Source organism: Nocardia sp. NPDC052254 (assembly GCF_040679495.1).
GTDB lineage: Bacteria > Actinomycetota > Actinomycetes > Mycobacteriales > Mycobacteriaceae > Nocardia.
Window position 1 is genome coordinate 84,950 of sequence record NZ_JBFAUW010000001.1, and the last position, 26,550, is coordinate 111,499.

Annotated in this window: 28 protein-coding genes; 7 read left to right on the forward strand and 21 right to left on the reverse strand. The window is 69.1% G+C overall.

Annotated elements, in window-relative coordinates; genetic code table 11:
- Nucleotides 1-54 precede the first annotated feature (54 nt).
- From AB0L57_RS00420 to AB0L57_RS00430, 3 genes are all read left to right on the forward strand, one after another.
- On the forward strand, nt 55-474 hold the full coding sequence (locus AB0L57_RS00420) for an anti-sigma factor (RefSeq protein WP_364954731.1): 420 nt from the start codon (nt 55-57) through the stop codon (nt 472-474).
- A 244-nt stretch (nt 475-718) separates the two neighbouring features.
- On the forward strand, nt 719-1,210 hold the full coding sequence (locus AB0L57_RS00425) for a DNA starvation/stationary phase protection protein (protein WP_364954734.1): 492 nt from the start codon (nt 719-721) through the stop codon (nt 1,208-1,210).
- A gap of 74 nt (nt 1,211-1,284) precedes the next feature.
- The gene (locus AB0L57_RS00430; RefSeq protein WP_364954737.1) at nt 1,285-1,626 is read left to right on the forward strand and encodes a hypothetical protein; all 342 of its coding nucleotides are present in this window, start codon (nt 1,285-1,287) and stop codon (nt 1,624-1,626) included.
- A gap of 34 nt (nt 1,627-1,660) precedes the next feature.
- Here AB0L57_RS00430 and AB0L57_RS00435 read toward each other — a convergent pair whose 3' ends face one another.
- From AB0L57_RS00435 to AB0L57_RS00460, 6 genes are all read right to left on the reverse strand, one after another.
- Nucleotides 1,661-2,398, reverse strand: a complete 738-nt coding sequence (locus tag AB0L57_RS00435; protein WP_364954740.1) for an MgtC/SapB family protein — start codon at nt 2,396-2,398, stop codon at nt 1,661-1,663.
- 36 nt (nt 2,399-2,434) lie between these two features.
- Nucleotides 2,435-3,883 carry an aldehyde dehydrogenase family protein gene (locus AB0L57_RS00440; RefSeq protein ID WP_364954743.1) on the reverse strand — a complete coding sequence of 483 codons (1,449 nt, stop codon included), beginning with the start codon at nt 3,881-3,883 and terminating at the stop codon, nt 2,435-2,437.
- A 320-nt stretch (nt 3,884-4,203) separates the two neighbouring features.
- Nucleotides 4,204-4,659 carry a hypothetical protein gene (locus AB0L57_RS00445; RefSeq protein WP_364954745.1) on the reverse strand — a complete coding sequence of 152 codons (456 nt, stop codon included), beginning with the start codon at nt 4,657-4,659 and terminating at the stop codon, nt 4,204-4,206.
- 193 nt (nt 4,660-4,852) lie between these two features.
- Nucleotides 4,853-5,698: an ABC transporter permease subunit gene (locus AB0L57_RS00450; RefSeq protein WP_364954748.1), complete on the reverse strand. Its 846-nt coding sequence runs from the start codon at nt 5,696-5,698 to the stop codon at nt 4,853-4,855.
- A complete protein-coding gene (locus tag AB0L57_RS00455) occupies nt 5,695-6,624 on the reverse strand; it encodes an ATP-binding cassette domain-containing protein (protein ID WP_364957197.1) in 930 nt (309 codons plus the stop codon). The genes AB0L57_RS00450 and AB0L57_RS00455 overlap by 4 nt, the downstream gene beginning before the upstream one ends.
- Nucleotides 6,625-6,803: 179 nt before the next feature.
- A complete protein-coding gene (locus AB0L57_RS00460) occupies nt 6,804-7,679 on the reverse strand; it encodes a GyrI-like domain-containing protein (protein WP_364954751.1) in 876 nt (291 codons plus the stop codon).
- A 183-nt stretch (nt 7,680-7,862) separates the two neighbouring features.
- Between AB0L57_RS00460 and AB0L57_RS00465 the strand changes: the two genes are divergently transcribed.
- Nucleotides 7,863-8,753: a universal stress protein gene (locus tag AB0L57_RS00465; RefSeq protein ID WP_364954754.1), complete on the forward strand. Its 891-nt coding sequence runs from the start codon at nt 7,863-7,865 to the stop codon at nt 8,751-8,753.
- 90 nt (nt 8,754-8,843) lie between these two features.
- Nucleotides 8,844-10,346 (forward strand): alpha/beta hydrolase, encoded by a 1,503-nt coding sequence (locus AB0L57_RS00470; protein WP_364954756.1) that lies wholly within the window; start codon nt 8,844-8,846, stop codon nt 10,344-10,346.
- Between the two features lie 38 nt (nt 10,347-10,384).
- Here AB0L57_RS00470 and AB0L57_RS00475 read toward each other — a convergent pair whose 3' ends face one another.
- From AB0L57_RS00475 to AB0L57_RS00485, 3 genes are all read right to left on the reverse strand, one after another.
- Nucleotides 10,385-11,122 (reverse strand): MerR family transcriptional regulator, encoded by a 738-nt coding sequence (locus tag AB0L57_RS00475; protein WP_364954758.1) that lies wholly within the window; start codon nt 11,120-11,122, stop codon nt 10,385-10,387.
- A 294-nt stretch (nt 11,123-11,416) separates the two neighbouring features.
- A complete protein-coding gene (locus AB0L57_RS00480; protein ID WP_364954761.1) occupies nt 11,417-12,361 on the reverse strand; it encodes a universal stress protein in 945 nt (314 codons plus the stop codon).
- A 43-nt stretch (nt 12,362-12,404) separates the two neighbouring features.
- Complete coding sequence (locus AB0L57_RS00485; RefSeq protein ID WP_364954764.1) at nt 12,405-12,818, reverse strand: hypothetical protein; 414 nt, start codon at nt 12,816-12,818, stop codon at nt 12,405-12,407.
- A 230-nt stretch (nt 12,819-13,048) separates the two neighbouring features.
- Here AB0L57_RS00485 and AB0L57_RS00490 point away from each other — a divergent pair, with 230 nt between their 5' ends.
- Nucleotides 13,049-13,645 carry a hypothetical protein gene (locus AB0L57_RS00490; RefSeq protein WP_364954767.1) on the forward strand — a complete coding sequence of 199 codons (597 nt, stop codon included), beginning with the start codon at nt 13,049-13,051 and terminating at the stop codon, nt 13,643-13,645.
- A gap of 134 nt (nt 13,646-13,779) precedes the next feature.
- On the opposite strand, the gene AB0L57_RS00495 is transcribed toward AB0L57_RS00490, so the two are convergent.
- From AB0L57_RS00495 to AB0L57_RS00520, 6 genes are all read right to left on the reverse strand, one after another.
- The gene (locus AB0L57_RS00495; protein ID WP_364954769.1) at nt 13,780-15,507 is read right to left on the reverse strand and encodes a GAF domain-containing protein; all 1,728 of its coding nucleotides are present in this window, start codon (nt 15,505-15,507) and stop codon (nt 13,780-13,782) included.
- A gap of 137 nt (nt 15,508-15,644) precedes the next feature.
- Nucleotides 15,645-16,199: a flavodoxin domain-containing protein gene (locus AB0L57_RS00500; protein WP_364954772.1), complete on the reverse strand. Its 555-nt coding sequence runs from the start codon at nt 16,197-16,199 to the stop codon at nt 15,645-15,647.
- 71 nt (nt 16,200-16,270) lie between these two features.
- The gene (locus tag AB0L57_RS00505) at nt 16,271-17,269 is read right to left on the reverse strand and encodes a hypothetical protein (protein WP_364954775.1); all 999 of its coding nucleotides are present in this window, start codon (nt 17,267-17,269) and stop codon (nt 16,271-16,273) included.
- On the reverse strand, nt 17,266-17,916 hold the full coding sequence (locus tag AB0L57_RS00510) for a response regulator transcription factor (RefSeq protein ID WP_364954778.1): 651 nt from the start codon (nt 17,914-17,916) through the stop codon (nt 17,266-17,268). Before AB0L57_RS00510 ends, AB0L57_RS00505 begins: the two co-directional genes overlap by 4 nt.
- Nucleotides 17,917-17,979: 63 nt before the next feature.
- Nucleotides 17,980-18,438, reverse strand: a complete 459-nt coding sequence (locus AB0L57_RS00515) for a pyridoxamine 5'-phosphate oxidase family protein (RefSeq protein WP_364954781.1) — start codon at nt 18,436-18,438, stop codon at nt 17,980-17,982.
- 125 nt (nt 18,439-18,563) lie between these two features.
- Nucleotides 18,564-19,553: an NAD(P)H nitroreductase gene (locus tag AB0L57_RS00520; protein ID WP_364954783.1), complete on the reverse strand. Its 990-nt coding sequence runs from the start codon at nt 19,551-19,553 to the stop codon at nt 18,564-18,566.
- 212 nt (nt 19,554-19,765) lie between these two features.
- Here AB0L57_RS00520 and AB0L57_RS00525 point away from each other — a divergent pair, with 212 nt between their 5' ends.
- Nucleotides 19,766-20,704 (forward strand): universal stress protein, encoded by a 939-nt coding sequence (locus AB0L57_RS00525; RefSeq protein WP_364954786.1) that lies wholly within the window; start codon nt 19,766-19,768, stop codon nt 20,702-20,704.
- 215 nt (nt 20,705-20,919) lie between these two features.
- Here AB0L57_RS00525 and AB0L57_RS00530 read toward each other — a convergent pair whose 3' ends face one another.
- From AB0L57_RS00530 to ureC, 6 genes are all read right to left on the reverse strand, one after another.
- On the reverse strand, nt 20,920-21,978 hold the full coding sequence (locus AB0L57_RS00530) for a HoxN/HupN/NixA family nickel/cobalt transporter (protein WP_364954789.1): 1,059 nt from the start codon (nt 21,976-21,978) through the stop codon (nt 20,920-20,922).
- Between the two features lie 24 nt (nt 21,979-22,002).
- The gene (locus AB0L57_RS00535) at nt 22,003-22,710 is read right to left on the reverse strand and encodes an urease accessory UreF family protein (RefSeq protein WP_364954792.1); all 708 of its coding nucleotides are present in this window, start codon (nt 22,708-22,710) and stop codon (nt 22,003-22,005) included.
- Nucleotides 22,697-23,236, reverse strand: a complete 540-nt coding sequence (locus AB0L57_RS00540; RefSeq protein ID WP_364954795.1) for an urease accessory protein UreE — start codon at nt 23,234-23,236, stop codon at nt 22,697-22,699. The genes AB0L57_RS00535 and AB0L57_RS00540 overlap by 14 nt, the downstream gene beginning before the upstream one ends.
- Before the next feature lie 9 nt (nt 23,237-23,245).
- Nucleotides 23,246-24,112: an urease accessory protein UreD gene (locus AB0L57_RS00545; RefSeq protein ID WP_364954798.1), complete on the reverse strand. Its 867-nt coding sequence runs from the start codon at nt 24,110-24,112 to the stop codon at nt 23,246-23,248.
- Nucleotides 24,113-24,192: 80 nt separating this feature from the next.
- On the reverse strand, nt 24,193-24,822 hold the full coding sequence (ureG, locus tag AB0L57_RS00550; RefSeq protein ID WP_364954801.1) for an urease accessory protein UreG: 630 nt from the start codon (nt 24,820-24,822) through the stop codon (nt 24,193-24,195).
- Between the two features lie 11 nt (nt 24,823-24,833).
- Nucleotides 24,834-26,549, reverse strand: a complete 1,716-nt coding sequence (gene ureC, locus AB0L57_RS00555; RefSeq protein ID WP_364954804.1) for an urease subunit alpha — start codon at nt 26,547-26,549, stop codon at nt 24,834-24,836.
- Nucleotide 26,550 lies beyond the last annotated feature (1 nt).

Below are 26,550 nucleotides of genomic sequence, written 5' to 3' on the forward strand. Positions count from 1 at the left end.
TCCCTGTGCCACATCCGGCGCAGGTCGAGACAGTGGAGGGGAGAGTTCGAGGCCGTGAACAGCGAGCACTGCGGCACCGCAACTGCGGTAGGGGTGCGGGTACCTGCCGATCACCGCCATCTGCTGATGCTGCGCGGACTCACCGAAACGGCCCTGCTGCTCGCCGAGTTCGGACTGGACGAGGTCACCGATCTGCAGGTGGCGATCGATGAGGTCGCCACGGGTCTGGTCGATGTGGCCATCGACGGATCCACGATCGATTGCGATCTGGCCGTCGACGCCGGTTGGATCACGGTATGTATCAGTGCGATGGCCGTGACCCGGGAAATCATCGACGAGCAGGGGTTCGCCTGGCATGTGATACGTACGGTGGCCGAGACTCCGACCGCTGATGTCGGATCGTACGACCGGATCCGGGGCGGTTATCCCGTGACCGTCGAATTCGGTCGTCGCAGCGGAAGTTTCGCGCGTTAGAAGGAGGTGAGAGCCATGATCATGGGCGATATGTCACAGCTGATCAACATGGCCGCGCACTGGTTCGACCAGATGCGCGGGCTCGTCGGCATCTGATCGAAGAGCACTCCTGCTCCGTCGTGGACGGAACGGGCCGTCCCGTTTCGGACTGTCACGACGGGGTAGGCCGACCCTGTTCGTCGACCGTGGCAGCCGCCGGCGCGGCCGTCGAACGGTAACCGGCAGCGAATGAAAGGACACAACAGTGGCACATCCCGCTACCACCGCCAATCCGATCACCACCGTGCTCGAGCCCGAACAGCAACGCGTGGCCGGAGAGGTGTTGTGTGCGACCGTGGTGGATCTGATCGACCTGAGCCTGATCGGCAAACAAGCACATTGGAATGTGATCGGACCCCGGTTCCGCACCCTGCATCTGGCGCTGGACGAATTGGTCGACACAGCAAGAGATTTCACCGATTCGGCCGCCGAACGCGCTACCGCGATCGGCGTCAGCCCCGATGGCCGGGCGCGTACCGTCGCCGGCAATTCGAGCGGCGACACATTTCCCCCGGGATGGCAGCAGGACGGCGATGTCGTCGCCGCCGTCGTCGCGACATTGGGCGCGGTCGTGCGCCGTCTGCGCGAACGCATCGGCGAGTCGGAGAAGGCGGATCCGGTCACCCAGGACCTGCTGATCGCGGTGGCGGCACGGTTGGAACAGCTGCATTGGATGTGGCAGGCCCAGGCCGCCTGACCAGGCGTTGACGATCGCCGATGCCTTGCGCGGCAAGGCAATTCGGTGCAACGACGACGGCGAGGTGCACGACGGTGGTGCGTGCGGTGAATCCCCGGTGGAGTGATCCGGCGAGCTCGCGGCGGGCGGCGATATACGTCGCCGCCGTGCTGGTGGCCACCGCCGTCGTGGCCGGTATCGCCGTGGGCTGGGCGGGCCGGCGGCCGCAGTGCGCGGACGCGGACCGCGTGACCTGCGATACGGCGTCCACCCTGGTGGTGGGACTGGTGCCGGGGATCATCCTGCTGCTCGGCGGGATCGGCGCCTTCGTCGTCACCTTCCGGCACTGGCGCGGCGGACAGCCCTGGCCGGTGTGGCAGGGGGCGGGCTGGTTCCTGTTCGTCGTGATGGTGGTGTACCTGGCCGTTGCGGGGTGAGTGCGGGCCCTCGTCCTCGCGGCGGGGCCGGCCGTCACTCTTCCTCGTCGTCGCCGATATCGACCCGGACCACACCGTCGATGACACCGAGGACCCCGGCCGCGTCCACGGTTCCGGTGCCGCTGATGGTGAGCCCGATCGTCACCAGACGGTCTCGTGTGGGCACGGGCTCGTGACCCGGCCGGTGGCTCAGTACGGACATGGAACTGATGGTCCACCCTTTGGCGGTACAGGCGGCGAGCAGATCGCGCAGCACGCCCCGGCCGTCCTCGTAGGTGATCGTGTACCCGCGTTCGGCATGTCCGTGTGAAGAGATCCACCGGCCCAGCGGCGTATATCCGAGCACGACCACGAAATGCAGCCCGGTCACCAGCAAGGCCAGCCAGGCCAGGCCCGCCCCGGCGGTCATGCCGATGGCGGCGGTCTCCCACACCGAGGCCGCGGTGGTGAGGCCGCGGATCGCCCCGCGCCGGGTGATGATCAGGCCCGCGCCCAGGAAGCCGATCCCGGAGACGATCTGGGCCGCGACCCGCGAGGGGTCCAGTACCACCGCACCCGGTTCCAGCACATCGCCGAATCCGTATTTACTGACGATCAGGAACAGTGCCGAGGCGGTACCCACGATGGTCTGGGTCCGCAGCCCGCCGCTCTTGCTCCGGAACTGGCGTTCGACCCCGATCACCGAGGACAGCGCGAAGGCCAGCAGCAGATCACCGAACTGCTGCACGCCCTGGGTGTGGGCAGCCGCCCCGGCGACGGCATGAATCGTCACCGGGCCGATGGTATTCGCTCCCGGGTGATTCGCGGATCAGTGACCGATATAGACCGATTTCAGGTTGAAGTAGGCCTCGATGCCCTTGCGGCCGCGTTCACCGCCCCAGCCCGATTGCTTGTGCCCGGAGATCGGCATCGACGGGTCCGAGGCGAGGGCGGAATTGACCCAGACCTGACCCGCGCGAAGCTCGTTCACGACGCGATGGGCACGGCCGAGGTTCTCGGTCCAGATGGAACCGGCGAGCCCGTAGTCGGTGTCGTTCGCGGCGGCGATCGCCTCGTCCTCGTCGTCGAACGGGATGACCGAGCCGACCGGGCCGAAGATCTCCTCGCGGATCAGGCGCATATCGGGGGTCGTTCCGGTGACGATCGTGGCCTCGTAGAAATAGCCGCGGCGATCCATCATCTGACCACCGGTCACCACCTGCGCGCCACCGGCCACGCCGTCGTTCACGATGCCGGCCACCCGTTGACGCTGCTTTTCGCTGATCAGCGGCCCCAGCACCGAGTTGGGGTCGTCGCTGCCGCCCATCGGCAGCATCCTGGCGAGGTTGGCCAGGCCGTCCACGACCTGGTCGTAGATTCCGCGCTGGACGTAGATGCGTGAGGTGCACGAGCAGTTCTGCCCGGAGCCGGCGAGCAGGCCCATCCCGGCGCCGAGGATCGCCTTGTCGAGATTGGCGTCGTCGAACATGATCAGCGGTGACTTACCGCCGAGTTCGAGCGTCAGCCGCTTGAGGTTACCGGCGGCGGCAGTGACGATCAGCCGTCCGACCTCGGTCGATCCGGTGAACGAGATCTTGTCGACGTCCGGATGCGCGGTCAGCGCCGCACCCGTGGTCTCGCCGTAGCCGGTGACGACAGTGAGCACACCGTCGGGCAGGCCCGCCTCGCGGAAGATCTCCTGCAGCTTCAGCGCGGTCAGCGGTGTCTCCTCGGCGGGCTTGAGCACTGCGCTGCAGCCGGCCGCGAGGGCGGGCGCGACCTTGAGCATCGCGACGAAGAACGGTCCGTTCCACGGGATGATCAGGCCGACGACACCGACCGGCTCGTACTGGGTGAAGGTGTGATAGTTCTCGAATTCGCCCAGCAGACCGTCGGATACGAGATTGCCGGACTCGCCGTGGATCTTGCCGACCCAGCCCGCGTAGTACACCAGCATCTCGAGCGAGACCTTGATGATGTGGCGTGCGGCGGTGGCGTTCATGCCGTTGTCGCGGGCCTCGATCTCGGCGAGTTCGTCGGTGCGCTCGCGAATGATGGTGGCGGCCCGGAAGAGAACGTCGGCGCGGTGGGCGGCGGGGAGCTTGCGCCATACTCCCGATTCGAAGCTTTCGCGAGCGCGGGCCACCGCGGCGTCGACGGCCTCGCGGTCGGAATCGGCGACCTCCGCGATCTGCTCCTCGGTGGACGGGTCGAAGACCGGGATGATCCCGGAGCTCGAGTTTTCGACCACGGGATCGACATCGACGGCGTTACTCACTGTCCCATCCTTTCGCCGAGCCGCTCCGGCGGGGAGAAGCGCGGTGGGAAGTGACCCTCCGCGACCGAGGGGAGAATCACACTCTTGGCAATCGGTAATGATGATTGCACATGGATCGACTGGAAATCTAGTGAGTGCTCGCTTACAAATTACGGCCGGCCGCCACGTGATTCGCGACGGGGCTCACCGGGATGCCGACGAGATCTTTCGCATCGGCCCGGACCTCCTGCTCGACGGCATCGGAGCCCGCGGTTCGACCTGACTCGCGGCCGGGACCGGCGCTGCGAGCGAATTCGGTTGTGGCCGAACCGGAATCGGCGTCACGGCTCCACGAACTGCGCCCAGCCCGCCGAGATGCGTCCGGTTCGTGGCGTGGGCCCACCGGATCCCATGAACGAGGGAACCTCGAACGGCACCGCGGCTTCGTGCTTGCCGATGCGAACCCGTACCGACCGTGGCTGGCCGGCCCATTCGGCGGCCCAGAGGCGATCTGCCCGCCCGACCGCCGGGGTGGAGCCGTCGGGCAGCACGACCACGACGTCGGTCGCGCTCGGCGGGCAGGTGCCCCACACCGCCCACCAAGGGTCCGCGTCGTCGCTCGCGGCGCCCGATGCCGCGAAGATCGTGTCCGCCCCCGCGCACGGCTGCCATGCGGTGATGTTGCGGGTCAGTGGAGTCCCGCCGGGTGGGGCGGTGATGCGTGAATACCCGTCGTCGGCGCGCCACTGCACCAGCAATCCGGACAGGCGGAGTGGGATTTCCCGGATCATTGCCATTGTCACCACCTCCGGTCGCGGAACCACTCGACGCCGGAACCGGCTCAGGTTCACACGCGATCCACGGCCAGTATAATTGCTGAATATTTGCTACTGCTATGGCGTTGTGCACTTCCGGCTGGAAGTGGTGCCGGGTACGACGGCCGGGCCCGCTTCGAGAACCCGCCCGATACCCCGATCCACCAGTATTCCCTCACGAGTCGGTCCGCGCCAGACGATAGGCGGCCACGGCGAGCGCGAGCACCGTCCAGCCGAGGAAAACGCACAGTCCGGCCGCTGGAGACAATGTGGCCGCGTCGTGGTGCAGGGCGAACATCGCTTTGCCCGCATTGCTGGGCAGGTACCGGCTCACGTGGTCCTGCCAGGCGTGCGGGAGCAGCGAAACCAGGCTGGGGGCCAGCAGCAGCACGCCGATCAGCACCGCGACACTGCCGGCCATCGACCGCATCGACACGCCCAGTGCGGCGCCGATGACACCGACGAGCGCGAGGTACAGGCCCGCGCCGAACAGGCCACGCAGCACACCGCTGTCGGTCATCGACTGCGCCGCTGGAGTTCCGGCGGTGACGCCGTGGGCGATCAGGTACGCGACGAACGCACCGGCGGTGCCCGCGGCCCATGCGACCACGCCGTAGACGGTCACCTTGGACCACAGCACCGGCAGCCGGCGCGGCACCGCGGTGAGAGTGGAGCGGATCGTCCCGGTCGAATATTCGCCGGCGACGACCAGGACGCCCAGCACTCCCAGCGCCAGCTCGGCGAAGTCGATACCGAACAGGGACAGACTCAGTGTGGTCGCGCCCGCCCACTGGGCGTCGACCGCCTGCCCGGATCCGATCTTCGACCGGTACTGGAAGGCGGCGACGACACCGAAGCCCACCAGGAACAACAGTCCCAGTCCGAGCGTGATCCAGGTGGAGCGCAACGACCACAGCTTCGTCCACTCCGACCGCAGCACCCGGATTCCGGTCACCCGGTAGCGGGGGCGGGTGGACCGCGCCGAGGTGGCCATCGGAGCCGGGGGGCCGGTCGCGGTCATGCCGCCCTCCCGAGGGTCTCGATTCCGATGCCGCCGTGGTATTCGACGGAGTCCCGGGTCAGGTCCATGAATGCCTGCTCCAGCGAAACGGCCTGCACACTCAGTTCGTACAGCGCGATGCCGTGTTCGGCGGCCGTGGATCCGATTGCGTGCGTGGACATTCCGGTGACCAGCAGGCTCTCGGCTCGTCCGGTGATCCGCACGCCGGGGCGGGCGAGCACCTCGCGTAACCGTGCCGGGTCCGTACTCGCGACGGTGACCGTATCGCCGCCGGCTCGGCGGACCAGCTCGGTCACCGTCGTGTCCGCGAGCAGCCGGCCGCGCCCGACGATGATGAGATCTTCGGCGACCAAAGCCATTTCGCTCATCAGATGCGAGGACACGAAGACCGTGCGCCCCTCAGCGGCGAGCGTGGTGAGCAGGGTGCGGATCCACAGCACGCCTTCGGGGTCGAGTCCGTTCACCGGTTCGTCGAGCATGACGGTCTCCGGATCGCCCAGTAGCGCCGCGGCGATTCCCAGTCGCTGGCCCATACCGAGTGAGAGACCGCCGGCCCGGGTGCCGGCCACGGCCTCGAGGCCGGTCAGCTCGATCACCTCCGATACGCGCCGGCGCGGTATTCCGTGCGTCCGCGCCTGCGCCAGCAGATGGTTGAAGGCCGAGCGGCCCGGATGGATCGACCTGGCCTCGAGCAGGGCGCCGACCTCCTGCAAGGGTGCGGCATGCCGCGCATAGCGGCGGCCGTTGACCGTCACCGATCCGTCGCTCGGCGCGTCGAGTCCGACGATCATCCGCATCGTGGTCGATTTGCCGGCACCGTTCGGGCCCAGGAAACCGGTCACCACCCCGGGGCGGACGGTGAAGTCGAGCCCGTCGACCGCGGTCTTGTGCCCGTATCGCTTGGTGAGCCGGCACGCTCGGATCATCATTCCTCCCGTTCGCAGTCGAATGCGCGCGTCCACACCCCGGTTGCGGTACGGACCGCGCGGCGTGATCCACGCTGTCCGGTTCGAGTGTCACCGTCGTGTATGAGCGAGTTGTTGGCGCGGCCTGTCAACTTTCTGAGGAACGCCGCGGACCTCGGCAATCGCCGCTTCGATCGGGGCTACCGGCCGGTGGTGACGGTGTCGATTTCGCTGAGCGCGGTGACGAGGTGGCGCCGGATCTCGGCGGCGGCGAGGATCAGCCCTCGATGATCCAGTGCCTGTGCCCAGATGCTCGGATCGGCGGCCGCGACCGCCACCCGGCCGGGGTGCTCGCGCACGACGACCGGGGTGGGGATCATCGCGCTGGCATCGTCGTCGTCCGCCAGGACTTGGGCGAGGCTGCTCGGCCGGCAGATCTCGAGAATGGTGTGCCGGATGGTGCGCAGTTGCCGCACGCCGGGCAGTGCGGTACTGGGATCGACCTCGGCGATGATCGTGAAACCGTTGTGCCGCAGTGCCTCCCGGGTGACTCGCAGTGCGGTGTCGAAATCGGTTCGCAGATCGGCGACCAGTACGGGCACCGGGCCGATGGGGACCCGGATCTCGGTGACCAGCAGACTCGGGTCGTTGACCTCGTCGGGACCGATGAGATAGGCCTCGGTCGGCGGGCCGACGACTCGGTACCCGTTGCGCCGGATGAACTCCGCGATGCTGCGGTAGGCGGCGCCCAGCCCTTCGTACCCGCCGCGATGGCAGGCTCTGGCCACCAGGTTCGCGGGGCAGACCACCACCTCGGCGCCCGATCGCATGCTCAGGTCGGACGCCGGTTCGATGGGTACGCCGAAGTCGACGACGGTCGCGCCGCCGGGCCGGTCGGACTCGGAGTAGGTGATGGTGGGTGGTCCGCTCGCGGTGAGCCCGGAACGGGTCACGGTCGATGTCAGCTCCTGCATCCCGGCGGCGATGTCCTCGCCCGGCCGGTCGGCTCGGACGGCACGGGGCAGTCGCAGCAATGCCTGCGGCGGTACCTCGCACACGTCCACCCGGTAGGTCATCGCGTCCTCTTCCTCTCGCGTCCCGACTCGAGGATGCTCGGCCGGGTTCGTGTGCGCGAGGGACGAACGGCCCGGGCACCGGGGCCGAAAGCGTCCGAAACCGTGGGACCGATCGACTTTCGGCCCTTGGCCCCGGGAACCGGGTACCGGACCATCGGAGGAGTCCGGGATCAGGAGGACGCGATGGCCGGTGCGAGGAATGCGCGAGCGCGGGGCACGATCGTCGTGGCGGTCGACGGCTCCGCGACCGCGCTGCAGGCCGTGCGGTGGGCGGCCCTGGAATCGGCCCTGCGGCAGTGCGCACTTCGGCTCCTGTTGTCGTCGGCGTCCGCGCCCCGCACCGGGTTGAGCGCGCTCGAGATCGTGGGTGGCCGGGAATGGTTGTGCTGGAACGGTGAGCGGGTGCTGTCCGAGGCCGCCGCGATGGCGCACCACGTCGCCGGCGATATCGAGGTGAGCACGGAACTGACATCCGATTCCATCGTCCCCGCCCTGGTGGAGAGCTCCGAACGGGTGGCGATGATCGTCGCGGGGAGCCACGGGCGGGGGCCGGTACGCCGAGCGCTGCTGGGTTCGGTCAGCACCGCGGTCACCAAGCGGGCGCACTGCCCGGTCGCGATCGTGCACCGCGACAGCGTGATCGCGGTGGATTCCGACGAGCGGCCCATCGTGGTGGGTGTGGACGAGGAATACGCCGCGATCGACTGCGCCCTGGTCGAGGCGTCACTGCGGGGTGTCGCCGTGACGGCCGTCCGGGCGTGCGACGAAATGCTCACGGCATTCGCTCTGTCCGGTGAACTGGGCCGCGTCCGTGCGGACGAAAGGCTCACTCTGACAGAACATCTGGCCCCGTCCGCCAGCCGATACCCCGAGGTGCCGCTGGAGCCGATGGTGGTGTTCGACAGCCCCGCGCATGCGCTGCTCGTGCACTCCGGCGATGCGCAATTGCTGGTGGTGGGCCGGCACGGCTGGGCCGGCCCGACCGGAATCGCGACCCGATCGACGCGGGCGGCCCTGCTGCACCACGGCCTGTGCCCGACCCTGATCGTGCCCGAGACGAGCGAGCAGCGCTGAGTATGTCATCCGCGCTTGACCGTGCCCCGGGGGCACGGTGTGCAGTGGCAGCGGCAAGGACCACTGCGAATCCAGGGCGGGTGCGAATACATGAATCGACAACGACGTGCCGGCCCGGTGGTGGCGCTGGCGGCCGTACTGGGCCTCGCCGGTGCGCCGACCGGGATGCCCGCGGCTTCCGCGCAGGATGGCGGACACACGGCACAGGTGCGGTGGCGCGCGTGTCCCGAGGATGTCGCCGCCGACTCGCCACGATTGCAGTGCGCGACCGTGCCGGTGCCCCTGGACTACGGCGATCCCGGAGGCACCCAGATCGAGATCATGATCTCGCGGCTGGCGAGTGAGAACCCGGCCGCGCGGCGCGGTGTACTGCTGCTGAATCCGGGTGGTCCGGGTGGGTCCGGGCTGACGCAGCCGGTGTTCCTGACATCCAAGGGGCTGCCCGGCAGTGTTCGCGACAGCTATGACCTGATCGGAATGGACACGCGCGGCATCGGGCATTCGGCACCGCTGAGTTGTGGTTTCACCAGCGACGGGCGATATCAGGGCAACATCCCGCCGTACGCGGTCGACGACGCGGCGGTCACCGCGCAGGCGGCGATCGCCGAACAGGTGGCCGGGCAGTGCGCGGCGAACGACCGGCAGGGACTGCTACGGCACGTGTCGACGGCGAACATGGCCCGCGACCTGGACCGGATCCGGGCCGCACTCGGCGAGAAGAAGGCCAGCTATCTCGGCTACTCCTACGGCGCGTCGCTGGGCGCCGCGTACGCGTCGATGTTCCCCGGCACCACCGACCGGATCGTGCTCGACAGCAACTACGGCGACACCCACCTCGACCGCGACGGCCTGCGCCGGTATGGGCAGGGAATGGAGCAGACGTTCCCGGACTTCGCGCGATGGGCCGCCGAGCGCCACGACACCTACGGGCTGGGGCGCACCCCGGAGGATGTCCGCACGACCTACTTCACCCTCGCCGAACGCCTCGACAAGACCCCGGCCGGTGCGATGAACGGCGGAGTCTTCCGATTGAACACGTTCGTGGGGCTCTACAACCCGGGGTCCTACGATCGGATGGCGCAGGCGTGGCAGTCGCTGCTGGGCTCGGGCCCGCCCACGGACACCCCGCCGACAGCTGCGGGACCCTCGCCCAATGACAACATGTGGTCGGTCTTCCTCGCGGTGACCTGCAACGATGTCCAGTGGCCCGAGGACGTCGAGACCTACCGGCGCGCGGTGGCCGAGGACCGCGAGAAGTACCCGCTCTTCGGTGCCGCCGCCGCCGACATTCTGCCCTGCGCCTTCTGGCCGCACGAGCCGGTCGAGCCACCGGCCGAGGTCGTCGGCCGAGGTCCGGCGAACGTCCTGATCGTGCAGAATCGGCGCGATCCGGTGACCCCGTTGCGTGGTGGCGAGTTGCTCGACGAGAAGTTCGGCGAGCGATCCCGGTTGCTGCGCGTCGACGGGAGCGGGCACGGGGTCTACGTCATCGGCGGAAATCATTGTGCCGCGGACGTCGTCACGAGCTACCTCGTGGACGCCACGATGCCCGAACGAGACGTGGATTGCGCGGCGGACAAGACCCACGGGTGACGGCGCCGACCGCGACATTCTTGGCGCAGGGGGTCGGCTCAGGGCGTGTCGTCGTCCGCGTCCGGCGCCTGTCGGAGAAGAACATTCAGGCGTTGCAGCACCCGCAGCTGTGCCGGGTTGTAGAACTCGGCCACCGCCTGCGCCAACGTGTGCGTGGCCAGCTGCGGACCCACGGGCGAATCGACTGAGGGATCTGCGGTTCGCGGGTACCGGGCGTGCAGTGCGCGCACGACCGGCAGCATGCGCTCGGCGAGGTGGTCGATCGTGGCGGCGTCGGCGGTCGCGGGGAGCGCTTCGAACTCGTCGTCGGTGTCGTCGGGCACGGCGATCATCTGACGAAACTCCGCCATGGCGTCCTCGCTGAAAACCGTCGAGTAGGCCGTGAGAAGCGACTGCTGCGATTCGGAGAGCCTCGCGGAGACGGGAGCGAATCCGGGCGGCACGTGCATCGGTGCGCGGTGGTGCAGAATGGCCGCCAGTTCCGTGCGCACCCGGTCGATCCGTGCGGCCGCCGCCGCCAGCTCGGCGTCGAGGGCGCGGATCGCTTCGTCGGTGTCCACGTCGGCCCGCTCCATCGCCGCGATCTGCGACAGCGGCACGCCCAGGTCGCTGAGCCTCTTGATCTGCATCAGCCGGACCAGATGTGTGATCGTGTACTGCTTGTATCCGTTCGACGTGCGCTCGGGCATCTCCAGCAACCCGATCTCGTGGTAGTGCCGAATCGTCTTCACCGTCGAGCCGGCCAGATCGGCGAGCCGGCGGGTGCTCCACGCCATGGTCTGCCTCCGTCGTCCGCTGTGACTGCTCCGCACCACGCGGCCCGCCGCGTGTGCCCCCCCGATGGTGCCCGAAACATCGCGGCAGCGCCGGGTATCGACGCCGGGGAGACCAGGAGCCGTCGTGATCGCGCTGGATTTCGGCGGGACCCGCCACGACCATGACGTGGGGCCGACAACCGAGCAGACACTCGTGCGGGCGGCCGCCGAACTGGCCGAGCGACTGCGCCGGACGCCCGGAATCGCGATCGAACCCGAACATTTCGCGGTCGCCGTCGGCGGCGGGCCGGTTGCTCAGACGGCGGTGTGGTCGTCGGAGGTGGTCGCACGAACCACCATCACAGGACAGTTCGCGTGCTGGACAAGAGAATTCGGCACACTGCCCAGCAGCATGCCGCGGAAGCCGCCCCGGCCGTGGCTGCCGACCACGATCAGCTGGGCGCGATCACTCCACTGCTGCAGGTGTGGTGCCGGATCGGCGATGGCGATGTGGCGGCGCACGACGACGCCGGGGTACTGCTCCTGCCGGCCCGCGAGCCGCTCGGCCAGCAGCGCCTCCTCGTTCCGCTCGATCCGTGCGGGCGGAAACCAGGTGTACGGGTCGCCGGCGAAGTCGCCGAACGTGACATCGCTCCAGGCGTGGACGGCGACCAGTTCGGCACCGCGTTCGCAGGCCTCCTCGAACGCCGCCGCCACCGCGGCCTCGCTGAGCGGGCCGCCGTCGACTCCGACCACCACGGGGCCCTCGGCGCGGGGAGCGGTCGCGTCGGCGGCGGTGCGAACCACGACCACCGGACCTTCGGCGCGACCGGTCACCGTGAGCGGAACCGAACCGATGTGCGCGCCGAATCCGCCGGCGCCGTGCGCGCCGAGCGCGACCAGATACGCGGTGGCGCTGTAGCGCAACAGGATTCGCGCGCCATGTTCGGAGGACACCTCGGTGATCACCCGCAGCTCCGGCAGCACCTGGCGCACCGCGAGCGATTCGCGCGCGACGAGCGCGGCACCGTGGGCCCGCAATCGGTCGAGCACCGCCGGTTCGGAGATGTCGTAGGGATTGAACACCCGCCGGGCCCGGTCGAGGTCGAGGCCGTACACGATCCGCAGCTCACGGCCGCGCGCCCAGGCCATCTCCGCCGCCCAGAGCACCGCGGTGCGCGCGGCATCGGATCCGTCGGTCCCGGCCACCACCGGCGCGGACGCCAGATGGCGCGGATCATCGACGAACCGATGAGTCATCGTGATGCCCTTTTCCTCGACAGCGGTTCCCGCGATACCGCGATCAGGGGCCGGTCTCCTCGGTCTTCAGGTGCAGTCCCAGCGCGACGATGACGATGCCCACGGTCAGCAGCACCGGCTGAAGCCAGGTCAACGTCTGCGCGAGGGCCATCAGAGCGAGCACCCAGCAGATGAGCAGCGTGCCGCTGACCACGGCGGCGGCGGACGCGCGCCGGTCGCCGGCCAGCGTGATGGCGGCGGTGACCGCCATCGGGAATCCGACCGCCAGGACGAGAATCACCGCACCGCTGATCACACCGGGCCAGGCGAGCGGGCCCGGCACCGCGGCGTACTCGCGTAGTTGCCGGGTGGCCAGGACGGCAGCCCCCGCGAACGCGGCCGCAGCGACGGCCGCCGCGGCCACCACCAGCGAGGTTCGTGGGTGCCGGACGCGTTCCCATTGCACGATTCCTGCCATACCGTGACACTTCCCGACCGCCGCCACGTGCGGAAAGGGTCTTTGGTCCCGCACGGGCACCGCGATGATTCGCCCGGCGCGACCGCACGCCGCGACTGTCCGAAGACTCGGCGTTCGGGTGACTTTCGGCCGTGCCCCGGTGGCCACGCCGCGCGCGATGCTGTTACCGCAACCGTTGCCGGCACCCCGCCGCCCGGCGCGGTTGTCGTGTACCCGTGAGGAGGCCGACGATGGCTGCTGGATACCCGTCGCTACCGGTTCGCGCATGGCGCCGCGGCCCCTGGACCGCCAATCCGCTGATGCGGGTATCCGATCGGATCGAGGCGATCGTCGGGATCCTGGCGGTGCTGGTGCTGCTGGCCGCGGTACCGGTGTCCGCGGCGATCGGCACCGCCCACTACACCGACGCGGCCGACCGGATCCGGGCAGCGGACGCCGCGAAGACCCAGGTCTCCGCGACCGTGGTCGATGATCCGATCCGGTCGGCCACCATCGGAATGGAGGTCTCGGCCCAGCGCACCGATGCGACCGTGCGGTGGGTGCACGACGGTCACGCCGGAACCGCGACCGCACCCGTGCCCGATTCGGCGCACCGCGGCGAGCAGACGACGGTCTGGCTCCGGCCCGACGGGCACCTGACCGAGCCGCCGCTGCCCGCCGACACCGCGGCGGTGCGGGGAATCGGCGCCGCGGTGGTGGCCTTCGTCGAAATCGGTGCCGGCACGGCCGCATTGGTGGTGGCGACCATGTGGCTGTGCGAGATCAGGCGCCGCGCCGTACTGGCCCGGGAATGGCGAATGGTGTGCCGCCCCATCGAAACTCAGTGAGCACTCGATCCGGAGGAGATCACCCATGTCCGAGAGCCCCGCGGTTGCCCAGCGGCACATCGATGCGCCGATCGTGGCGGCGCTCGGAAATGGTGCACTCGGTGGAATGCCCGATCACCGTCGTACGGCAGTGATCAACTCAGCGGCACCGACCAGAACAGGCGCGTGCCCGGCCGGTCGGAGTCCTCGCTCGCCGTGGCGGCGGGCCCCATCTCGAATCGGCCGCCGAGCGAGTGTGCGCGCTGGGCGAGGTTGGACAGTCCGCTGGGCGTGATGTCGGCGCCGACACCACAGCCGTCGTCGGTCACCAGGATCGCCAGATCGTCGTCCACGGCGATCTCGACATCGAGGGTGGTGGCCCCGGCATAGCGGACGACGTTGCTCACCGCCTCGCGCACGACGGCTTCGGCGTGGTCGGCCAGTTCGGAATTCACCACCGACAGTGGGCCCGCCACCCGGAAGGTGGTCCGGATCGTGGTCTCGGCGGACTGCTGGCGAATCACCTGCTCGAGGCGCTGCCGCAGGCGGGTGCTGGTGCCACCGTGCAGATCGAAGATCGATGTGCGGATCTCCTGCACGACATCCTGTAGCCCATCGATCGCATCGATGAGCCGGATCCGCACCTCCGGTACCCGGGTGCGCGGCACCGCGCCCTGCAGGGACAGGCCGATGGCGAAGAGCCGCTGGATGACGTGATCGTGCAGATCGCGGGCGATCCGGTCGCGATCGGTGAGTACATCGAGTTCACGCAGTCGCTGATAGGTGGTCGCCAACTGCATGGCGAGTGCTGCCTGATCGGAGAAGGAGGCCGCGAGTTCCAGCATTTCGTCGTCGAAGGGCGCAGCGTCGCCCGGGCGCACCGTGATCAGGATTCCCTGCGGTGAATCGCGCGTGTGCAGCGGAATCACCAGCGCCGGGCCTCCGGTGGGGAACAGCGCGGCGAACTCCAGTGCGGCGACATCATCGAAACGCTGCGGCGTCCGGTCGGCGAAGGCCGCGCCGATCGTGCCCGCCACCGCCAGTGAGCGGGTGATAGTCCCCGGCGGTGAGACGGTGGAACTGGTGATGGTCAGCTCGGTGATCTCCGCGATCGGCACATCCGGGTCGTCGACCGTGGCCAGCAGCACGCTTTCCGAATCGGTCAACTGGCGAGCGTGGTCGACCAGCTGGGTGAGTACCTCGTCGGGATCGGTGGCGGCCAGGAATTCGGTGGTCAGATCGCGGGTGGCCTCGATCCACACCTGCCGGTTGCGGGCCGACTGATAGAGGCGGGCGTTCTCGATGGCGATACCCGCGGCGGCGGCCAGCGCCTGCACGATCAACTCGTCGTCCTCGGTGAACGCCTGCCCGTCGGCCTTCTCGGTCAGGTACAGGTTGCCGAAGATCTCGTTGCGGATGTGCACGGGCACACCCAGGAAGGTCCGCATCGGCGGGTGATGCGGCGGGAAGCCCACCGAGGAAGGATGGCGGGCCAGGTCGTCGAGCCGGATCGGTTTGGGCTGGGTGAACAGCAGCCCGAGCACACCGTGCCCCTCCGGCAGATCACCGATCAGTTCCCGCGTGGGTTCGTCGATGCCTTCGTAGATGAACTGCGTCAGATGCTCGTCGTGCCCGCGCACCCCCAGCGCCCCGTATCGGGCATCGACGAGGTCGATCGCGGCGTGAACGATGGTGCGCAGCGTTTCGGCGAGATCGAGCCCGGCGGTCACCGACAGCATGGCTTCGACCAAGCCGTCCATCCGGTCGCGGGAGTCCATGATCTCGTCGACCCGATCGCGGACCTCGGACAGCAACTCGCGCAGCCGCAGCTGCGACAGCGTCGCGCGCACGGAGTGCGCACCGGATCGCAGCTCATCGGCCATGTCGTCAGTCCTGTGTGCGGTGTTCGAAAGGCGAAACGACAGCGTTCACGCTTGCCGAAAGATTACCGACGACGCCTTGGCGCCGGTCGGTCACCGCCGAAGTCCCGGTCGCTCGCGCCGCGGCGCGAGCGAAGGTGTCACAGGGGCGCCGTGCTCGTCGTGGGCTGGGGCAGCCGCAGCGTCCGGGCGATCCCGGCCGTCCAGTCGGAGATCGACAGCCAGTCCTCGAGATCGCCGTAGCGGCCGCCACCGAGCAACCGGTAGACCACGCGTGCCCACCACGAGATGCCCGAACGCTCGAAATGCCCGGCGAAAGTGCGGTAGCCGGCCGCGCACACCGAATCCCGCAGGGCGGCGATTCTGCCGGGAATCGCGCGGGCGAGCCGGCGACCGAGCGGGCCGTGCAGGGCCGGTCCGAGTCCGACGGTGAACAACCAGACCGGGCGAGCGGTGAGATCGCCGTGGTGAGTGCGCGCGAAATCCGTCATCTCGGGCAGGACGTCGTTGTTGTGGATGGCGCTACCGAGAATCACCGCGTCGAACCGGGTCAGTTCGGGCGCGTGCGCGGCGTCGGCGATCTCGACCCGGGCACCACTGTTGGCCAGTTCCGCTCCGATGTGACCGGCGATCTCCCGGGTCGACCCCTGCGAGCTGGCGTAGATGACCGCGATGCGGTGAGTTCCGGTGCCCATATCGTGAGCCTGCACCGCGGCGGCGGCCGTGGTGAGAGGCCTTCTTACCGTTGCGATGTGGACCAATGTCCTCAGATCGGGGTGCCCACCTCGCCGACCCGGCGCCGTCCGGTGATGGGCGGTTGTGGGTCGCGGTCCGCCGTCGTACCCACCCGGACGAGGACCTGCGGGACATCGTGCCGGGGGAGCAGGGCGGCCAGCGCTCGCCGGCCCGACGGTACCTCGGTGAGATGGGTGACCGGGCACGTGTTCATTCCCGCTGCCGTGCACTCCAGCAGCACCGCCGACAGCGCCTCGCCGGTGTGCAACCAGCTCGCGGGCGAATCTTCCGGTGTGCTCAATGCGAGCAGCCGGGCCTCGTCGACACGATCCGGCCGGCGGTCGGACGGCGGCACCGAGGGAAACTCCCGCGCGACACCGACCCGGGACAGTTCGGCTGCGGAGATCCGGCTGCCCGGCGGAATACCCTCCGCCGTCCCGGAAGACCCTGTCCACCAGTTCAATTCGTTCTGATACATCCGGTCGTCGCGGCGTGCCGCCGAGGCCGTGTCGGAGATCGCGGCCAGCTGTGCGCGCAGATCCTCGGCGAGGACATCACAGTGGATCCCGTGTGGTGAGGTGAGCCGTTGCAGCTTCGGTACCAGCTCGGACCAGTGTCGCGGCCGTCCCATCGGGAGCCGGTCGGCGTAACGCCGGGTGATCGCCGCCGCGCGGGCGGCGATGCCCGCCGGTGGATCCGCCCAGGGCCGGAAGTCGATGATCGCCAGATAATCGGGTCGAGCCGGTTCGGGTAGTCGCACCGTGTCGGTGTGCCAGCCGCGGTCGGCGAACGCGGTCCGGGCGTGGTGCAGCACCGCACCGCAGCTGATCGTCTGCTCACGGCCGTGCGGATCGGTGGCCGGCAGCATCCGATCGGGATCGGCGAACAGGTGCAGGCGTTCACCGTCGAAGTGCCATCGCCAGGGCTGGGTGTTGTGTACCGACGGTGCCCGCTGTGCCAGCGCGAGCATCGCCGTGACCGCCGGCTCGTCGGGTCGGCGCCGGGTCGCCGGACGCGCCGTGGCGGTCACGGCCGGTTCGCGGGGTGTTCGGAATGAATTCTGGTCGCGTAGACGGCGGCCTGCGTGCGGCGCTGCATGCCCAGTTTCGCCAGCAGTCGCGAAACGTAGTTCTTGACGGTCTTCTCCGCCAGGAACATGCGCTCGGCGATCTGCCGGTTGGTCAAACCCTCACCGAGCAGATCGAGAAGTCTGCGTTCCTGTTCGGTGAGGGTTGCCAGCGGGCCCTCCGGTTCGGTGCCGTGGCGCAACTGTTCCATGAGTACGGCCGCCGCCCGGTTGTCGAGCAGTGACTTGCCGGAGCCGACGTCCTTCACGGCCCGGGCGAGTTCCATGCCTTTGATGTCCTTGACGACGTACCCGCTGGCACCGGCCAGAATCGCATCGAGCATCGCGTGCTCATCGGTGAACGAGGTCAGGATCAGGCAGCGCAGATCGTCGAGTTTGGACAGCAGCTCGCGGCACAGTTCTATCCCGTTGCCGTCGGGCAGGCGCACATCGAGTACCGCGACATCGGGGCGCAGCGCGGGAATCCGGGCGAGTGCCTGGGCCACCGTTCCCGCCTCACCCACGACGGTCAGGTCCGGGTCGCCGTCGAGCAGATCGCTCAGGCCGCGGCGGACGATCTCGTGGTCGTCGACCAGGAACACCTTGATCATGGTTGGCGTCCAATCGGGAGTGACGATGATGCCTTCACCCTAAAACACCCGGTTGCCGCCCCGTCATGGACGAAAGTCCCTTTCCTGCTGGTCGACGAGACGGACGCCGGTCACGAGCGTGGGCTCTATCTCGACAACGGTGTCCATGGCCGCCGCCACCCACGGGCGCAGCAGCTGCTCGTATCGCGCGATCCGGCCCGGATCGGTGACGGTGCGAGCCAATCCGGTCACCACGACCGACCAGCCGGTGCGCGACACCGGGTCGATGTCGTCGGCTTCGAAGGCGACCACCACCTCCGGGTCGGACCGGATGGACGAGGTCAGCCGGGACGTCACCCGGGTGCGCACGACGATTCTGTCGTCGGTGTCGACCAGGTGATTCACCGTTCGGATCGCCGGCAGCGCGTCCCGGGTGAAAACGACTCGGCCATAACCGATTCCGCGCAGCAACCCCATTGCCTCGTGCCGATCGAGGGAGACCACGCGACCCGGAAGGCCGGTGGCGCCATCGGGCGTGGTCACGGTGCGGCACCTCCTTCGTGAAGCGGGAGCGTCGGTTCACCACATCCCAGCACCGGCGCCCGGCGGGGGATGGAGCCGAAGGTCCACCGAGCCCGCGGCATCGGCGGCGGGTGCGCCGCGGTGGGTCATCCGGCGTCTCCGGTGACCTGCAGGATGTCGGTCAGCGGGAGTCGCGGAGTCGGTTCCGGGCGGACCTGCGCATCCGGTGGGGTGCCGACGCGAACCAGGACCTGCGCGAAGACATTCCGGCCCACCAGCCGGGTCACGACGGCCCGGCTGCGCGGCAACTCGGTGAGATGGCTCAGCGGGCAGGTCGCATAGCCGGCGAGCGTGCATTCCAGCAGTACCGCCGACAACACCTGTCCGCAGTCGAGCCAGTCCTCGGCGGTGTCACCGGCACTGGACAGAACGAGGATCTCGGATCGGTCGGTGGGTAGTTCCGGCCGTCGTGCCTCGCCGGTCACGACCGGCATCCGGCGGCCGACATCGACCCGTTGATGCTCGTCCTCGGTCACCAGCGCTTGTCGCGGTACGCCGGCATCGGCCACCACATGCCCGGTCCACCAATGCAATTCGGCGTGATAGTCGGCGTCGTAGCGACGCAGCGAGGCACTCAGCGCGGACGCCCGGGCCAGTTCGGCGCGGCGACTGCCGGGCAGCACGTCGACGATGACGTCCTCGGCGGCGACGACCGCGCTCAGGACCGACTGGAATTGCGCCCAGTCGCGGGGCTCGCCGAAGGGCAACCGGTCGGTGTAGCGCCGGGTGATGGCGGCGGCGCGGTCACGATCGCCGTCGGTGACATACCGCGACGGTGTGAACCGGACGTCGGCGAGATGGGCGTGATCGTTCGGATCCGGGAAGGTCGCGACCAGCGTGCGCCAGCCCTGGGCCGCCATCGCGGCGCGCAGGTGGTCCAGGACGATGCCGCAGCTGATGACCAGCTGTCGCCCGGTGATGTCGGTGGCCGGCAGCATGCGCTCGTGCACGCCGAACAGGCGCAGCACCGCACCGTCGAACGTCCAGCGCCAAGGCTGGCTGTTGTGCAGTGAGGGTGCGTGTCCGGCGAGTTCGACGGCCTTCTCGACGGCAACGCGCGTGGGAACCGTGCTCATGCGCTTCACGGTAGGAGCCCGTTCGCGGTGGAGCAGGAGTCGTTGGTCCCGATCCGCACGCGACCATGGTCGCCTCGGCCGTCGCCGGCCCGGTGCGTCCGTCCGGCGCGGGCACAGGGGACTTTCGACCGCATCGGGGGAGGTGTGACCGTCGCTAGCGTGACCCGGAGACGATGAAACGGACCGCCGTCGCACGGAAGGGGGTTCCGGATATGACATCGAATCCGGCGCCAGACGCTCGCCATCTCGTGTCGGCACCGGTCGTGGTGGGGGTGGACGGGTCCGCGGCCGCCGATATCGCGCTGGACTGGGCCGCGGGTCTGGCTGCTCAGCGCGGCCGGGAATTGCGCATCGTGTACGCGCTGGATCCGAATCGAATTCGGCTCGGGCTCGGCCTGTTCGACAGCCTCGCGACCGCGATGCTGGCCCGTTCCCGGGCGCGGGGTGCGGGCCTCGTCGAACGGGCGGCGCAGCGCGTACGGGCGGTGTTGCCGGGTCTGCGGCTGTCGACCGAGGTGGCCGACACCGATGCGGTGACCGCTCTGGTCGGGCGGAGCACATCGGCCTACACGGTGGTCGTGGCGGCCCACGGCACCAGCCGGCTCACCGGACACTTCGGATCCACGGTGGCCGATGTCGCGGCGTCCGCGCCCGGTCCCGTGCTCGTCGTGCGAACCGATCCGCACGAGCCGGACCGGGTCCACAGCGAAGGTCCGGTGACAGTGGGCGTGGACGGCAGCCCGATCAGTGAGCGGGCGATCGGCGCCGCCTTCGAGGAAGCTGCCGAACGCGAGGCCGAATTGGTCGCCGTACACGTCTGCCACGACGTGTACTCCGGTGAGTTCGCCGACGAACCGCACCTGCTGTACTCGGTGCCGGAGGTCGAAATGCGTGAGCGGGCGTTGCTGGCCGAGCGGCTGGCGGGCTGGCAGGAGAAGTACCCGCAGGTCCCGGTGAGCCGCCGGGTGGATCTCACCGATCCGGTTGCGGTGCTGCTGGATTCGTCGAAAGCGGCCCAGCTGCTGGTGGTCGGAAGCCACGGCCGCGGCGGTGTGCGGGCGTGGCTGGGGTCGACCTCTCGCTCCCTGGTGCAGCATGCTTGGTGCCCGGTGCTGGTCGTCCGTCCCGGCACCGATGGTCACGATGACTGAGTTCGGCCCGTGCGGCGCCGATTTCCTGGAGCGGGACGACAGCGACAGCCCTGTCGACGCCGCGATCGCGGCGGTCGCCGTCATCGACGGACCCCGCCCACCCGAGGACGATTCACATGCGTTGTGCCACAGCCGCTTCGAGGAACATCGCGATCGAGCCCTCGCCCGCGAAGCGGCGTGTGGCCGGGGGGGTGTCGACGGCCGGGCGTTGCGGCTCAGTGCTGCGTGCCGGACTCCCGGGGACGGTGCCGGGTCCACCGCATCGCCGGCGGCGCGAGGATTATCGCCGCCAGGACGGCGACCATGGCGTACCCGACGTATTCGAGATCGATCGAGCCGATCCGGGCGAGCGGGCCGGCGCCGATGTGCAGTCGCTCGGTGAGCAGACCGGTGAGCTCGATACCACCGACCAGCAGTGCCACCGCGACCGATATCGATGTGACCGAGATGTTGTAGACCAACCGGCGCATCGGCCGGTCCCGGGACCATTCGTAGGCGTAGTACATGAAAGCGCCGTCGAGGCTGTCGAACAACGCCATCCCGGCCGTGAACAGGATCGGCAGGGTCAAGATCGCGTACCAGGGCAGCGCGACCGCGGCGGTGCCCGCGAGGACCAGCAGGGCGATCTCGCTGGCGGTGTCGAAGCCGAGCCCGAACAACAGGCCGATCGGGTACATCGCGCCCGGACCGCGGACCTTGCCCAGCAGACCGCCGATCAGCCGGGTGAGCACACCGAGGTCGCCCGGCGAGGCCGGCGCCGGTGTCGCGCCCGCGCGCAGATCGCGTGCGTTGCGCAGCAGGCGGATCAGGATCAGCAGGTTCAGGATTCCGATGACGATCAGGAAGGTCGCGGAGACGGCGGTGCCGAAGGTTCCGGTGACGGTCCGCAGCGTCGACGACTCGTCCCCGAGCTGACCGTTCAGTGCGCGCACCCCGAAGGCCAGCAGCGCGCACATGCCGAACACCACCGTCGAATGTCCCAGCGAGAACCAGAATCCGACGGTCAGCGGCCGGGTGCCGCGCGTGATCAGGCTACGGGTGGTGTTGTCGATGGCGGCGATGTGATCGGCGTCGAAGGCGTGCCGCACGCCGAGGGTGTATGCCGTGACGGCCATGCCGATGCCGAACACCGGACCGTGCCCCGGCGAATGATGCCCGGACACCACCCACGCCGACATCGCGAATCCGATGACGTGCAGGGCGAGCACGGACCCGGCCATCAGCGTGATGGGGGCCAGGTCGGCCCGCAGCGCCTGTTTCGCTCTGTCGTACATACCTTCTCCTGCTCGAAGCGTCGTTCAGGTGGCGAACAGCCGGTTCGTCCGGGTCTCGTGCCGCATCCCGCAGATCTCGAGCAGCACCGTGCTCGAACGGAGCTCCTCGACCGGTGTCGCACAGGCCCGATCGACCAGCATGACCAGCCGCGGCCGGGATCGGGTGTGCATGCGCTGGGCCGACAGCGGGCCGAGCCGACCCAGCCGCACCGCGGCGCTCAGGACGCCCGCGAACGCCGACTGCAGCACCCCGAGCACCGCGATCCGCCGGGGGATGCCCAGCGCCGCCTGCAGCGCCCCCTCGACGATCGCCAGATTCCCCGGGGTGTGCCCGGACACCGCTGCGGCGAGGTAGCTTTCGTCGTCGGCCAGACCGGCGCGCCGCGCGGTGGCCGCGAGCTGGGTGCCGGCGGTGTGCGATGCGATCCGGGCGGATTCGGAGAGTTTGTGGCTGTCGAGGACGGCATCGAGCCGGCGCAGGGCCAGGCTCGCCGATGCGGTGGCGCCGGCTCGGGCCGTCCACGCCAGCGCGGCGCCGGCCGCGTCGAGCGGTGCGACCGCATGTTCGAGATGATCGAGGGCCAGTTGCTCCAGATCGTGGCCGGAACTGTCCGGACGACTGTTCAGCCATTCCTCGAACCCGTTGCTGTGCACGAGGCGACCGGCGGGAAATGCGCTGTCGTGCACCTGAAGCCACGCGGACAGACCGCAGAGCTCGTCAGTCGTGGGCATGGGAGTGGCGGTGATCGGAGGAGGTGTTGGTCCAGCCGTGCGCGGCGAGCGGCACGGCGGCGACCTCGCCCCGGACCCCGAGCTCGGCGAGTACCGCCCGCGCTGCCTGCGCACTGGTGAACAACGGCACCGCGACCCCGGCGCCGCCGACGTCGAGTGGCGCGTGCTGATTGCCGAGCAGGTAACCCAGCAGCAGCATGCGCCGGGCGCCGTCGGCATCACCGCAGGGTCCGAAGGGCACCGAGATCGCGTCCTCGGGTGGACGGCGGACCACCAGCACCTCGGTGCCGTCATCGGCCAGCACAGCGCCGTCGCCGAGGAAACTGCCGCGCGGCAACATGATCCGCAGTTCGCGGCCGTCCTCGGAACGGGCGAGTTGACGGTGCTTGGCGGCGTCACCCCAGCCGATGTCGACGAAGCACCGGCGGCGATCGGCGAATTCGGGATCGGTGACGGCGCCGAGGATCGCCGTCACGACACCGTGGCGTGCGTCCGGAAGCGGTGCGGGAGTGATTATTTCGTTCATGACAACCTCCTAGAGAATTCCGGGCGGCACGTGGCCGGTGCCCAGGACGGCCGCACGGGCCGTGGACAGCAATCGGTGCCGTGCCGGTCGCAGATCGCTCGCCCGGTCGGCGAGCAGCCGGGTGATGACGCCGCAGCCGCCGGGCAGCGCGCTCACGCCCCCGGTGAGGTGTGGCATCGAGTTCACGGCGGCGCGCACCGCCGTGAGCACGGCCGGTCCGGCGGCGGCACGGGTGAGGACCAGGAATGTGGCGAAGTAGTCGGCGCCGATCAGCCGGGCCACATTCGTATCGCCGCACCGCGCCGGGTGCAGGTCGAGACGGTCGCGCACCGTGATCTCGCCGTCGACCGACACGGTCGTCGCGGCGATGAGGCGGTCGTAGGCGAACCGCTCGCCGTGCGCGATCCGCCCGGCCGCCACCGCGTCCCAGGCGACGACCGTGCCGGTCCCCGCGAGTGAGACGCTGGTGGTCTGAAAGTAGCGTGAACCGGCTTGCGGAATAACCGTTTTCGGCAGGTACTCGAGGAGCGCGCCATCGCGGACGTCGAAGGTCAGCCGGTGCTGCGCGCCGGGGCCCGGCCCGGCGAAGACCTGGGTGGCCGCTTGCGTCGCCAGGATCAGGTGCGCACCGGTATCCACGGTCACGGTGGTCTCGAGGGAGTCGTCGGAGAAGATTCCGCCCGACGGGCTCTGCACGCACAGATACGCGGCACCGCGATGGTGGTCGTCGATGTACATCGGCGCGGCCACGCGCTGCGGATAACTGTGTCGCACCGAACGCAGCCGGGTGCGGCCGCGGGCATCGGTCACCGCCTCGAGCGCTATCCGGCCGGGCAGGACGGAGCCGGATGCCGATTCGCCGCGCGAGGAGCGCACAGCCGGCCCATCCGGGCGCCGCTCGGGTGCGGCCGGATTCGATACGGGCGCTCGACAGCGCGCGGAGCCCGCGGTCGGGGTCACCGGGCGCCCGGCACCGTCGCCGGCAGCATGGCGCCGGTGATGAGACGGTCGACCACCTCCTCGAGCCCGGCGCCGCTGCGCAGGTCGGTGAACACGGTCGGTTTGTGCGGGCGCGCGGCAGCGCAGTCGGCACGCATCCGGTACAGGTCGGCGCCGACCAGCGGCGCCAGGTCGGTCTTGTTGACCAGGAGTAGATCGGCCTGCAGAACGCCGATGCCCCGTTTACGGGGGATGTCGTCTCCCGCAGCGGTATCGATGACGAAGATCCAGTAGTCGACCAGATCCGAGGTGAAGGTGGCGGCCAGGTTGTCGCCGCCGGACTCGATCAGCACCACCTCCAGCGCGGGGAAGCGGACCCGCAGGGTGTCCACGGCGGCGAGATTGGCCGACGGGTCCTCACGGATGGCGGTGTGCGGGCACGCGCCGGTCTCCACCGCGAGAACCCGTGCGGGATCGATGATTCCGCTACGCCGCACGCGCTGGGCGTCCTCGTCGGTGACCAGGTCGTTGGTGATCACCGCGACGTCGAGTCCCGCCGCGGCCAGTTCCGGAACCAGCCGCTCCACCAGCCGGGTCTTACCGGATCCGACCGGTCCGCCGATTCCGATGCGAACGACATCGTGCATGGGTGCCTCCTCTATTTCAGCGTGTACAGGCGGCCGAGCGGCACACTGGTCATCGGGGTACTGGTGCAGAGCTCGCCGTCCACCTCGACCCGGTAGGTGTCCGGGTCGACGGTGATCTCGGGCAGGTGATCGTTGTGCAGGAAGTCGGCTTTCGACAGTCGACGGGCGCCATGGCAGGCCACCAGGGGCGTCGCCAGCTGCCAGCGCTGCGCCAGTCCGGCCTCGACCGCCGCCGCGGCCACGAAATTCACCGAGACATCGGCCGGAGTCTTGCCGTATGCCGCCCACTGCGGGCGATACCGCAGCGGCTCGCACGTCATCAGTGAGGCATTGGCCTCACCCATGACCGACCACGCCGGGAACCCGCCCTTGAAGACCACCTCCGGCCGGATGCCGAAGAACTTCGGCTCCCACAGCACGATATCGGCGAGCTTGCCGGCCTCCAGTGAGCCCACCTCGTGGTCGATTCCGAACATCCGGGCCGGATTGACGGTGAGCTTCGCGATGTAGCGCAGGATGCGCGCGTTGTCGGCCCCGGTACCCGCATCGGCGGCCAGCGGGCCCCGCGTCACCTTCATGTGGGACGCCAATTGCCAGGTGCGGGCGATACTTTCGCCGATCCGCCCCATGCCCTGCGAATCCGATCCCAGCGCCGAGATGGCGCCGAGATCGTGCAGGACGTCCTCGGCGGCGATCGTCTCGCGCCGGATGCGTGATTCGGCGAAGGCGACGTCCTCGGGAATGCGCGGATCGAGGTGGTGGCACACCATCACCATGTCCAGATGTTCGTCGAAGGTGTTGATCGTGTAGGGATTGGTCGGATTCGTTGATGACGGAAGGCAATTCGGCGCGCCGACCACCCGCAGGATGTCGGGCGCGTGCCCGCCGCCGGCGCCCTCGGCGTGATAGGTGTGGATCGGCCGGCCGCCGATGGCCCGCATGGTGTCCTCGTAGAATCCGGACTCGTTGAGCGTGTCGGTGTGGATCTGCACCTGCAGGTCCAGCTCGTCGCCGGCGTCGAGAGAGGCCCGGATGGCGGCCGGGGTCGCGCCCCAGTCCTCGTGGATCTTGAAGCCGATCGCCCCGGCCAGCCCCTGTTCGAGCAGCGGAGCGGTATGTGCGGCACTGCCGTTGGCGATGAATCCGAAATTCATCGGGAACGCCTCGGCGGCCCGCAGCATCCGGCCGATGTTGTTCGGGCCCGAGGTGGTGATACCGACGGTGGCGGGGCCGAGTCCGCCGCCGATCATGGTGGTGATGCCGCTGGAGATGGCCTCCTCGACCAGTCCCACGCTGTCGAAGTGCACGTGCACGTCGATGGCGCCCGCGGTGGCGATCATCCCCTCGCCCGAGCGGACATCGGTACCGGCGCCGATGATCAGCTCCGGATCGACGCCGTCCATCGTGTCGGGATTGCCGGCCTTCCCGATGCCCGCGATGCGCCCGTTCCGAATCCCTATGTCGGCCTTGCGAACACCCAGAACCGCGTCGATGATCAGCGCGTTGGTGATGACGAAGTCCAATGCCCCGTCGGCGTTGGTGATGCCATTGTGGACGGCCATGCCCTCGCGCATGGTCTTTCCGCCGCCGAAGACGGCCTCGTCACCGTAGACGGTGGCATCGGCGTCGACCCGGGCCAGGAGTTCGGTATCGCCGAGGCGCACCCGGTCGCCCACGGTGGGGCCGAACATTTCGGCGTATCGGCGGCGGCTGATGCGATAGGGCATC

Coding starts and splice junctions, on each gene's coding strand:
- AB0L57_RS00445 (WP_364954745.1), bottom strand. CDS start 4,659: ATGGCAATGATCCGGGAAATCCCACTCCGCCTGTCCGGATTGCTGGTG.
- AB0L57_RS00450 (WP_364954748.1), bottom strand. CDS start 5,698: ATGACCGCGACCGGCCCCCCGGCTCCGATGGCCACCTCGGCGCGGTCC.
- AB0L57_RS00455 (WP_364957197.1), bottom strand. CDS start 6,624: ATGATCCGAGCGTGCCGGCTCACCAAGCGATACGGGCACAAGACCGCG.
- AB0L57_RS00460 (WP_364954751.1), bottom strand. CDS start 7,679: ATGACCTACCGGGTGGACGTGTGCGAGGTACCGCCGCAGGCATTGCTG.
- AB0L57_RS00465 (WP_364954754.1), top strand. CDS start 7,863: ATGGCCGGTGCGAGGAATGCGCGAGCGCGGGGCACGATCGTCGTGGCG.
- AB0L57_RS00470 (WP_364954756.1), top strand. CDS start 8,844: ATGAATCGACAACGACGTGCCGGCCCGGTGGTGGCGCTGGCGGCCGTA.
- AB0L57_RS00475 (WP_364954758.1), bottom strand. CDS start 11,122: ATGGCGTGGAGCACCCGCCGGCTCGCCGATCTGGCCGGCTCGACGGTG.
- AB0L57_RS00480 (WP_364954761.1), bottom strand. CDS start 12,361: ATGACTCATCGGTTCGTCGATGATCCGCGCCATCTGGCGTCCGCGCCG.
- AB0L57_RS00485 (WP_364954764.1), bottom strand. CDS start 12,818: ATGGCAGGAATCGTGCAATGGGAACGCGTCCGGCACCCACGAACCTCG.
- AB0L57_RS00490 (WP_364954767.1), top strand. CDS start 13,049: ATGGCTGCTGGATACCCGTCGCTACCGGTTCGCGCATGGCGCCGCGGC.
- AB0L57_RS00495 (WP_364954769.1), bottom strand. CDS start 15,507: ATGGCCGATGAGCTGCGATCCGGTGCGCACTCCGTGCGCGCGACGCTG.
- AB0L57_RS00500 (WP_364954772.1), bottom strand. CDS start 16,199: ATGGGCACCGGAACTCACCGCATCGCGGTCATCTACGCCAGCTCGCAG.
- AB0L57_RS00510 (WP_364954778.1), bottom strand. CDS start 17,916: ATGATCAAGGTGTTCCTGGTCGACGACCACGAGATCGTCCGCCGCGGC.
- AB0L57_RS00520 (WP_364954783.1), bottom strand. CDS start 19,553: ATGAGCACGGTTCCCACGCGCGTTGCCGTCGAGAAGGCCGTCGAACTC.
- AB0L57_RS00525 (WP_364954786.1), top strand. CDS start 19,766: ATGACATCGAATCCGGCGCCAGACGCTCGCCATCTCGTGTCGGCACCG.
- AB0L57_RS00530 (WP_364954789.1), bottom strand. CDS start 21,978: ATGTACGACAGAGCGAAACAGGCGCTGCGGGCCGACCTGGCCCCCATC.
- AB0L57_RS00535 (WP_364954792.1), bottom strand. CDS start 22,710: ATGCCCACGACTGACGAGCTCTGCGGTCTGTCCGCGTGGCTTCAGGTG.
- AB0L57_RS00540 (WP_364954795.1), bottom strand. CDS start 23,236: ATGAACGAAATAATCACTCCCGCACCGCTTCCGGACGCACGCCACGGT.
- ureG (WP_364954801.1), bottom strand. CDS start 24,822: ATGCACGATGTCGTTCGCATCGGAATCGGCGGACCGGTCGGATCCGGT.
- ureC (WP_364954804.1), bottom strand. CDS start 26,549: ATGCCCTATCGCATCAGCCGCCGCCGATACGCCGAAATGTTCGGCCCC.